At 65.7% G+C, this 7,810-nt stretch carries 8 protein-coding genes and 1 pseudogene; 6 read left to right on the forward strand and 3 right to left on the reverse strand.

Annotation, left to right across the window (positions count from 1 at the left end; all coding sequences use genetic code 11):
• Positions 1-178: 178 nt before the first annotated feature.
• Together TSH20_RS29410 and TSH20_RS29415 are read right to left on the reverse strand one after the other, a co-directional pair.
• A complete protein-coding gene (locus TSH20_RS29410) occupies positions 179-1,108 on the reverse strand; it encodes a histone deacetylase family protein (protein WP_109157808.1) in 930 nt (309 codons plus the stop codon).
• A gap of 70 nt (positions 1,109-1,178) precedes the next feature.
• Complete coding sequence (locus TSH20_RS29415; RefSeq protein ID WP_109157809.1) at positions 1,179-1,637, reverse strand: CBS domain-containing protein; 459 nt, start codon at positions 1,635-1,637, stop codon at positions 1,179-1,181.
• Positions 1,638-2,034: 397 nt separating this feature from the next.
• On the opposite strand from TSH20_RS29415, the gene TSH20_RS29420 reads away from it, so the two are divergent.
• The gene (locus TSH20_RS29420) at positions 2,035-2,256 is read left to right on the forward strand and encodes a hypothetical protein (RefSeq protein ID WP_109157810.1); all 222 of its coding nucleotides are present in this window, start codon (positions 2,035-2,037) and stop codon (positions 2,254-2,256) included.
• A gap of 89 nt (positions 2,257-2,345) precedes the next feature.
• Here the strand turns inward: TSH20_RS29420 and TSH20_RS29425 are convergent, their stop codons facing one another.
• Positions 2,346-2,789: a GNAT family N-acetyltransferase gene (locus TSH20_RS29425; protein WP_085084000.1), complete on the reverse strand. Its 444-nt coding sequence runs from the start codon at positions 2,787-2,789 to the stop codon at positions 2,346-2,348.
• A 514-nt stretch (positions 2,790-3,303) separates the two neighbouring features.
• Here TSH20_RS29425 and oxlT point away from each other — a divergent pair.
• The 5 genes and pseudogenes from oxlT to TSH20_RS29450 all read left to right on the forward strand — a co-directional run.
• Positions 3,304-4,611 carry an oxalate/formate MFS antiporter gene (oxlT, locus tag TSH20_RS29430; RefSeq protein ID WP_109157811.1) on the forward strand — a complete coding sequence of 436 codons (1,308 nt, stop codon included), beginning with the start codon at positions 3,304-3,306 and terminating at the stop codon, positions 4,609-4,611.
• A 274-nt stretch (positions 4,612-4,885) separates the two neighbouring features.
• Positions 4,886-5,629, forward strand: a complete 744-nt coding sequence (locus TSH20_RS29435; protein WP_109157812.1) for a sulfite exporter TauE/SafE family protein — start codon at positions 4,886-4,888, stop codon at positions 5,627-5,629.
• A 227-nt stretch (positions 5,630-5,856) separates the two neighbouring features.
• Positions 5,857-6,885 carry a 2-dehydropantoate 2-reductase gene (locus TSH20_RS29440; protein ID WP_109157813.1) on the forward strand — a complete coding sequence of 343 codons (1,029 nt, stop codon included), beginning with the start codon at positions 5,857-5,859 and terminating at the stop codon, positions 6,883-6,885.
• 77 nt (positions 6,886-6,962) lie between these two features.
• On the forward strand, positions 6,963-7,448 hold the full coding sequence (locus TSH20_RS29445; protein ID WP_109157814.1) for a CBS domain-containing protein: 486 nt from the start codon (positions 6,963-6,965) through the stop codon (positions 7,446-7,448).
• Between the two features lie 131 nt (positions 7,449-7,579).
• Positions 7,580-7,810 (forward strand): annotated as a pseudogene (locus TSH20_RS29450) (NAD(P)(+) transhydrogenase (Re/Si-specific) subunit alpha); the annotation flags it as partial.

A 7,810-nucleotide genomic window follows, 5' to 3' on the forward strand; every position in this document is an offset into this window, starting at 1 on the left:
CTAACCTCCCCCGCTCTCAGCGGACCTTCGGTCCGCCTGTCGCGTCAGCACAAAGCGGAGCTTTGTGCGAGAGCTGGGCGGGGGAGGGACTGCCGCCGCCTTTCAGAACAAGCGCTTGTCCCCTCCCCCGCCCAGCGGGGGAGGGTTAGGGTGGGGGCATTCGAAGCCGACGCCCCACTCACCCCCGCATCAACGCCTTTAAATGCGCCGCGCAGCCTTCCGCCAACCCGGTCGCGTCATAGCCGCCTTCCAGCGCCGACACCACCCGGCCACCGCACACCCGGTCGGCAAGCTCGACCAGCTTGCGCGTCACCCATTCGAAATCCTCGGCGGTGAAGCCGAGCTGGGCCAGCGGGTCGCGCTTGTGGGCGTCGAAACCGGCGGAGATCAGCAGCAATTCCGGCTGGAACGCCTCCAGCGCCGGCAGAATGGCGCGCTCCACTGCCTGGCGGAACTCGACGGAGCCGCTGTAGGGCTCCAGCGGCAGGTTCAGGATGTTGCCGTCGACGCCGCGCTCCCACGAATTGCCGGTGCCGGGATAAAGCGGCGACTGATGGGTGGAGGCGAAGAACAGGTTAGGGTCGTCGGCGAACATCGCCTGGGTGCCGTTGCCGTGATGCACGTCGAAATCGACCACCGCGACGCGGGTCAGGCCGTGCACCTTGCGGGCATGCTCGGCCCCGACGGCGATGTTGTTGAAGACGCAGAAGCCCATGGCGCGGGCCGGTTCGGCATGGTGGCCGCAGGGGCGCACCGCGCAGAAGGCGTTGGTCGCCTCGCCGGCCAGAACCGCGTCCACCGCGGCGCAGACCGATCCGGCGGCGCGCAGGATGGCGCCGCGCGACCCCGGCGACAGCAGCGTGTCGCCGTCCAGCCGCTGATACCCGTCGGCCGGGACCGCGGCGAGCACGGCATCGACATAGCTGCGTTCATGGACGCGCGACAGCTGCTCGACATCGGCCTCGGGGGCGGACCGGCGCTCCAGGTCGCGGAACTCCGGCCGGTCCAGCACTTGCCACACCACGGCCAGCCGTTCCGGCGCCTCCGGATGGCCGGGGCCGGTGTCATGCGCGAAGCAGTCGTGATGGGTGAAGATCAGGGTGGTCACAGGCGGCCTCTCCCATAGGAAAGGCGCCGCCGGACAGGATGTGCCGGCGGCGCCATGTTCGGGGAATGGTTCAGTGGGCGTAGCTGGTGGTGGCCGGCGGCGGCTCCGCGACCGAGGCGACGGTGCCTTCAAGCTCCTGCAGATGCAGGCGGGTGAAGTCGCGCGCACTGACGACGCCGACCAGATGGCCGTCCTCCAGCACCGGAAGATGGCGGATATGGTGCTTGTCCATCAGCTGCAGCGCCTGATGGACGCTGTCCGACGGGGTGCAGGTCACCGGTTGGCGCGTCATCAGCTGCGACACCGGCATGGACAGCAGCGAACCGCCGCGCTCCAGCAGGGCGTGGACGACGTCGCGTTCCGAAAGCACGCCGGCCAGCGTGTTGCCTTCGGTGCGGCAGACATCCTTGACGACCAGGGCGCTGATGTTCTCCGCCTTCATCAGCTTGACGGCCTCGGCGACTGTTGCGCTGGTCCGCACGGCGACGACGCGGGATTCCTTGGTGCGCAGGATATGTTCGACCTTCATGGCGTGACTCCTGATCGGCTGGCGGCTGGCAGGAAGACCGTCTGTCGGGCGGCTCCCCTCGGGGCGGCAAGGCGCCCGGCCGGGCGTCGTGCTGTGAATATGGTATGCCAGATACAGTACGCCACGCAAACAATTTCGACGTCGGCCTATGCGATGGTGCAGCGCAATCGAAATCGCTCTGTTGGAGCCGTAATGCCAAAGCATAAGAGGCGAAATGTTCGACATGCGGTATGTTTGATATGCGTGCAAATTGATGGAGGTATGCGGCATGCGCATGTCCGGCATCGTGTACCTTGTATACCAAACAACTTGAACCAATTGCTGCGACGCGTCATAACAGAATGGTCACGCCGAAGCCGACCAAACAAAAAAAGCACCCCACCGAGACACTGGAGCGATGAACATGTTGGAAATGCTGGTTCTGGCGCTTGTGCTGTCCGTCTTCGGCGGCACGGTCCACTACATCCTGTCGATGCAGATCGCCGCCGCGGGCAAGTCGCAGCGCGATTTCTCCTCCGCGCCGCTTCGCCTCGCCAACCCGACCGAAGCCGATCTCAAGGAGCCGGAAGAGGAGCTGCCGCCGGGTCCGGCCTGGGCAAGCTTCCCCCGCGCCTTCTGAGCTGCGGTTCCCCACCAAACAGATCGTGAGAAAGACGGCCCTTCCAGGCCGTCTTTTTCGTTTCGACTCCAGTCCGGCATGCGGTCCGCTCAGGCGAGCGGCAACACCAGCTGGAAGCTTTTGATGGTCATCCGCTTGCGGTGATAGAAGCGGTGGGCCTCGCCGCGCTGGATGCCGGAGATGATCTCCATCTGGGCGCAGCCGCGCTCCCGCGCCTCGCCCGCCAGCCAGTCGAACAGCTTGTCGCCCAGCCCGTAGGACCGCTTGGCGGAGCTGGTGACCAGATCCTCCACATACATGTAGCGACCGCGCGACAGCGTCTCGTGGACGCGGAAGCCGCCGCAGCCGGCGATCTCGCCGTCCAGCCGCAGAAGGGCGAGGTTGTAGCCGTCGTCCATCTGGCGGCGAATCTGCGCGCGGTAGGCCTCGGGGTCGGTCATGTGGGTCCGCAGCTCCTTCATGATCGGATAGCTGGCGGCGATATCGGCATCGTCACGCGCCACGACGATCTCGATGTTCTGCTGCTGGTCCATGGCGGTCGACTCCTTATCTATATGGGTTCTGCCGGGAAGGGCGTCAGCGCCGGCGGCGGAGACCATGCCGGCCGGCGGTTGCCGGGCCGAACTGTGCCGTCGGAGCTGGCATACCATATGCCAATAGATTGTCCGGCCAAAAGCTGCGCCGCCCCGCTTTCCGCGTGCCGGAAAATCGAAACGCGACTCTCGCCCCCGGCACTTGGGCGAATGCAGCCTGCGGAAACAGTTCGCCCAACCCACTAATCGCTTGTCAGGTGTCCGGCATCTGGTATACCATATTGATAATTCCAGATCGGATCAGGACTGCACCGGTCTGGCGGGAGGCGAAAACCCGTCACCCAAGCAGTGCAGCGCCCCGAGGCCGCATCCTCGCCGCGCTGCCAAGCAAAAGCGAACAACAGCGTCAAACCTCTTAAAGCATCTAAGAAGACGCCAAAAGTAAAAGCCTAAGCATCAAAACAGAAGCGACGCCCGAACCGGCAGAGAACCGCTTCCTAGGAGGAGATAGAAGATGCAGCATACGAATTCGGAGGCGCAGGGAGCACCGCTCGGCGGCCGCTGGATGCAGTTGGTCATCGGCGTGATCTGTATGTCGATGATCGCGAACCTGCAATATGGCTGGACGCTGTTCGTCAACCCCATCGATGAAAAGTACCATTGGGGCCGTGCCGCCATTCAGGTCGCCTTCACCATTTTCGTCGTGACCGAAACCTGGCTGGTGCCGATCGAAGGCTGGTTCGTCGATAAGTTCGGTCCCCGCATCGTCGTCGTGGTCGGCGGCATCCTGTGTGCGCTGGCCTGGGTCATCAACTCGTTCGCCGACTCTCTGGCGCTGCTCTATATCGGCGCGGCGGTGGGCGGCGTCGGTGCCGGCGCCGTGTACGGCACCTGCGTCGGCAACGCGCTGAAGTGGTTCCCGGATCGCCGCGGTCTGGCCGCCGGCCTGACGGCTGCCGGTTTCGGCGCCGGTTCCGCCGTGACGGTCGTGCCGATCGCCAACATGATCCAGACCTCCGGCTTCCAGCAGACCTTCCTGGTGTTCGGTCTCGGCCAGGGCCTGATCGTCTTCGCGCTGGCCTGGTTCCTGAAGGAAGCCAACCCGGCCCTGCTGCCGAAGGGCAAGTCCACCGTCAACCAGAGCCGCCGCAACTACACCCCGCAGGAGACGCTGAAGTCGCCGGTCTTCTGGGTGATGTACCTGATGTTCGTCATGGTCGCCGCCGGCGGTCTGATGGCCACCGCGCAGCTCGGCCCGATCGCCAAGGACTTCCACCTCGACGGCGCCCCCGTCAGCATCATGGGCCTGACCCTGCCGGCGCTGACCTTCGCGCTGACCATCGACCGCGTGCTGAACGGCGTGACCCGTCCCTTCTTCGGCTGGGTGTCGGATCACATCGGCCGTGAGAACACGATGTTCGTCGCTTTCGCCATCGAAGCGGTCGGCATCCTGGCGCTGAACCAGTGGGGCCACAACCCGGTCGCCTTCGTCATCCTGACCGGCCTGGTGTTCTTCGCCTGGGGTGAAATCTACAGCCTGTTCCCGTCCTGCTGCGCCGACAGCTTCGGGTCCAAGTTCGCCACCACCAACGCCGGCCTGCTCTACACCGCCAAGGGCACTGCCTCTCTGGTCGTTCCGTTCGCCAACATCATAGTGGCCTCCAGCGGGTCCTGGCAGACGGTGTTCTTCTTCGCCGCCGCGGTCAATGCCATCGCCGCCTTCATGGCCCTGTTCGTCCTGAAGCCGATGCGTGCCCGTCAGATCGCCGAGGACACCGTCCAGCCGGTCAGCGGCAAGCTGGCGACCGAAGGCGCCGACTGAAAGGGAAAGGGAGTTCCCGCTGACCGGGGGGCCGGCCGGGACTCCAGATAAAGGCGGTACAGTTCACCGCCAAACGACACGACAAGCCGGCATCGGGACCACCGCATTGGTCCCGGTGTCGGTTTGTCGCGTTTTGGGAGGCAGAATCGTGAACCGCATCGGAGGGTGAGGGTCACGAACCATGCGTCCCGGCAGAGCCCGCTTCAAAGGCTGATATTCTGTATACAGAATACGAGTTGCATCGTCAACACCGATCGAAAGGGGTGGATCGATTATGCTGGCTATCGTCGTTCTGATGCTGGCGGCTTTCTCCTCGGGCGCGCTGAATGCGGTCGCCGGCGGCGGCGCGTTCATCACCTTTCCGGCCCTGTTGTTCGCCGGGGTGTCACCGGTGGCCGCCAACGCCTCCAGCACAGTGGCGCTGTTTCCGGGGCAGGCGGCCAGCAGCTGGGCCTACCGGCGGGAGATCGCGGCGGGCGGGCAGGTGAATGTTCCGGTCTTTGCGGCGCTCAGCCTCATCGGCGGGCTGGCCGGCGCGCTGCTTCTTCTGCTGACGCCGAATGCGGTGTTCGCCCGCTTCGTGCCGTGGCTGCTGCTGTTCGCGACAGCCGTCTTCGCCATCGGCGCCTATGCGCCCGGCATCGTGTCCAGGCTGCGGCTGGGCGGGCGCAGCGTGCTGGTGGTGCAGTTCCTGATCTCGATCTATGGCGGCTATTTCGGCGGCGGCATCGGCTTTCTGATGCTGGCGGCGCTGACCCTGTTCGGGCTGCGCGACATCCACGCCATGAACGGGCTGCGGCTGTTGCTGGCGATGCTGATGAACGCCGCAGCGGTCGGCACCTTCATCGTCGCCGGGGCGGTGTCCTGGCCGGAAACGCTGGCGATGGCGATTGCGGCGATGGCCGGCGGCTATGCCGGCGCCATGGGGGCCAAGCGGGTCGATCCGAAGCTGCTGAAAACACTGGTGGTCATCATCGGAACGGCGTTGACCCTCTACTTCTTTGCGAAGGGAGCCTGATTCGATCGGGGAAGCGCCCGATTCCGCAATCTTCAACCCCACCCCCACATTCCGCATTGACATACGGTATGTGGTATACCAAACTCCAAACACAGTTTGCGCGACAGACTGTTGGATGCCGCTGCAAAGCAACCGGTCTGCCGATGGATGCGGCCGGTGTGGGCAGGCTGGCGTCGTCCAGCCCCACAGCATTCAAAAAGTGAAATCGGGGGAGAGGGGAATCCGGCATGAAGATCTGCATCTACGGATCCGGGGCCATTGGCGGCTATCTCGGCGTGCGCCTGCACCAGGCGGGTGCCGAAGTCAGTCTGGTGGCGCGCGGTGCGCATCTGGCGGCGATGCGCGAGAACGGCGTCACCTTGCTGATGGGGGAGGAGAAGACCGTCGTCCACCCCCGTTGCACCGACAACCCGGCCGAACTCGGCCCGCAAGACTATGTCATCGTCGCGTTGAAGGCCCACTCCGTCCCCGGTGTCGTGCCCGCGATGCAACCGCTGCTGGGTGACGACACCGCCGTCGTCACCGCGGTCAACGGCATTCCCTATTGGTATTTCCACGGTACCGGCGGCGCCTTCGACGGCCGCACCCTGGAGACGGTCGATCCGGGCGCGGTCCAGTGGAACGGTCTCGGTCCGCAGCGCGCCATCGGCTGCGTCGTCTATCCTGCGACCGAAGTGGTGGAGCCCGGGGTCATCCAGCATGTCTATGGCGACAAGTTCTCGCTGGGCGAGCCGGACGGGTCGAAGTCGGAGCGCGTCGTCGCCCTGTCCAAGGCGATGGAGGCCGGCGGCCTGCGCGCGCCCGTGCTCGACCGCATCCGCGACGAGATCTGGCTGAAGCTGTGGGGCAACCTGTGCTTCAACCCGATCAGCGCGCTGACCCACGGCACGCTGGAAGGCATCTGCGGCGACCCGGACACCCGCGCAGTCGCCAAGGCGATGATGCTGGAGGCCAAGGACATCGGCGACAAGCTGGGCGTCCATTTCCGCGTCGACGTCGAACGCCGCATCAACGGTGCCGCTGCGGTGGGGGCGCACAAGACCTCCATGCTGCAGGACCTGGAGCGCGGCCGTCCGATGGAGATCGATCCGCTGCTGTCGGTGGTGCAGGAGATGGGCCGCATGGTGGGCGTGCCGACGCCGACCATCGACGTGGTGCTCGCCCTGGTGAAGCAGCGGGGCGAGAACGCCGGCTGCTACAGCCGGCCGCAGCCCGCGGCTCCCGCTGCCGCACCGGAAGCGGTCGCGGCCCAGTAAGCAAAGCAGGTGGCGCGGCCGGCGCCGAGCCCGAAGGGACCATGGGGCCGGCCGCATCGAACAGGGGGAGGAGCGTCATGAAGGTCGAGGACATTCTCCGCAAGAAGGGCACGCGCATCGGCATGGTGCGCATCAACGAGACGGTCGCCACCGCGCTGCGCCTGATGAAGGCGGAGAACACCGGCGCGCTGGTGGTCAAGGACGTCTGCCGCACCGAAGGCAACACGGTGGTCGGCGTCATTTCCGAACGCGACGTGGTCCGCGCGCTGGTCGACCGCGGGCCCGGCATCCTGGAGCAGGCGGTATCGGCGCTGATGACGCGCGATCCCTATTGCTGCAGCCCGTCGGATACGGTCCGCCATGTGCTGAGCCTGATGGACGAGCACGGCATCCGCCATGTCCCGGTGCTGGAGGGCGCGACCCTGGTCGGCGTCGTCAGCGTCCGCGACCTGATCCGCCGCCAGCTTGAAGAACTGCCGGTGGACAATCTGCCGGCTGGAGAACTGCCCATCGCGGCCTCGGCCGCCGAAAGCTGGGACTTCCCGGTCGTCGCCAACCAGTGACCGGTGCCGGTGGGGCCGGCGCAAATCGGTTGCCGGCTCCCCTGCCTTTGCCGCTTCGGCGCTAGCCCGCCCTGATCTGGACGCGGGTGGATTTTGCCCGCCGCCATGGCCGGCCTTCGAAAGCAAACGACATGAAGATCGCGATACCCAGGGAGCGCCGCCCGGGCGAGCGCCGCGTCGCCGCGTCTCCCGAAACCATCAAGAAATTCAAAACTCTCGGATTGGATGTCGTCGTTGAGAGCGGGGCCGGTCTCGGTTCCAGCATCACCGACGTGGCCTATGAGGCGGCGGGGGCCGCGATTGCAGCCGACGAGGCGTCGGCGCTGGCCGATGCCGACATCGTGCTGAAGGTGCAGCGCCCC

Source organism: Azospirillum sp. TSH20, assembly GCF_003115935.1.
GTDB lineage: Bacteria > Pseudomonadota > Alphaproteobacteria > Azospirillales > Azospirillaceae > Azospirillum.

What these genes read in the sequence shown, in the direction of transcription:
- TSH20_RS29415 (WP_109157809.1), bottom strand. Translation starts at nt 1,637, where the DNA reads ATGAAGGTCGAACATATCCTGCGCACCAAGGAATCCCGCGTCGTCGCC.
- TSH20_RS29420 (WP_109157810.1), top strand. Translation starts at nt 2,035, where the DNA reads ATGAACATGTTGGAAATGCTGGTTCTGGCGCTTGTGCTGTCCGTCTTC.
- TSH20_RS29425 (WP_085084000.1), bottom strand. Translation starts at nt 2,789, where the DNA reads ATGGACCAGCAGCAGAACATCGAGATCGTCGTGGCGCGTGACGATGCC.
- oxlT (WP_109157811.1), top strand. Translation starts at nt 3,304, where the DNA reads ATGCAGCATACGAATTCGGAGGCGCAGGGAGCACCGCTCGGCGGCCGC.
- TSH20_RS29435 (WP_109157812.1), top strand. Translation starts at nt 4,886, where the DNA reads ATGCTGGCTATCGTCGTTCTGATGCTGGCGGCTTTCTCCTCGGGCGCG.
- TSH20_RS29440 (WP_109157813.1), top strand. Translation starts at nt 5,857, where the DNA reads ATGAAGATCTGCATCTACGGATCCGGGGCCATTGGCGGCTATCTCGGC.
- TSH20_RS29445 (WP_109157814.1), top strand. Translation starts at nt 6,963, where the DNA reads ATGAAGGTCGAGGACATTCTCCGCAAGAAGGGCACGCGCATCGGCATG.